Source organism: Streptomyces sp. A18, assembly GCF_059026065.1.
In genome coordinates this window covers 1-296 of sequence record NZ_JBWLKL010000171.1, presented here as the reverse complement: position 1 = coordinate 296, position 296 = coordinate 1, and the positions used below count along the sequence as shown (strand labels likewise).

Sequence of the window (296 nt, the reverse complement as noted above, 5' to 3'; positions counted from 1 at the left end):
CCGCGTCGCGATGACCGGCGTGACGACCGGGGCGGCGACCGTGGCGGCTTCCGTCGCGATGACAACCGTGGTGGCGGCGGTGACCGTGGCGGCTATCGCGGACGCGATGACCGTAGTGGCGGTGGGCGTCCTCCGTTCCGTCGCGATGACCGCTCGACCTCCGGTGGCCCGCGTCGTGACGATCGGCGTGATGGTGACCGTCCTCCCTTCCGTCGTGACGACCGCTCGACCTCCGGTGCTCCGCGTCGCGATGACCGGCGTGACGACCGGGGCGGCGACCGTGGCGGCTTCCGTCG

At 73.0% G+C, this 296-nt stretch carries 1 pseudogene; it reads right to left on the bottom strand.

What is annotated here, in order from left to right:
- Positions 1 to 296, bottom strand: a pseudogene (locus AC5P1C_RS44015) (hypothetical protein); the annotation flags it as partial.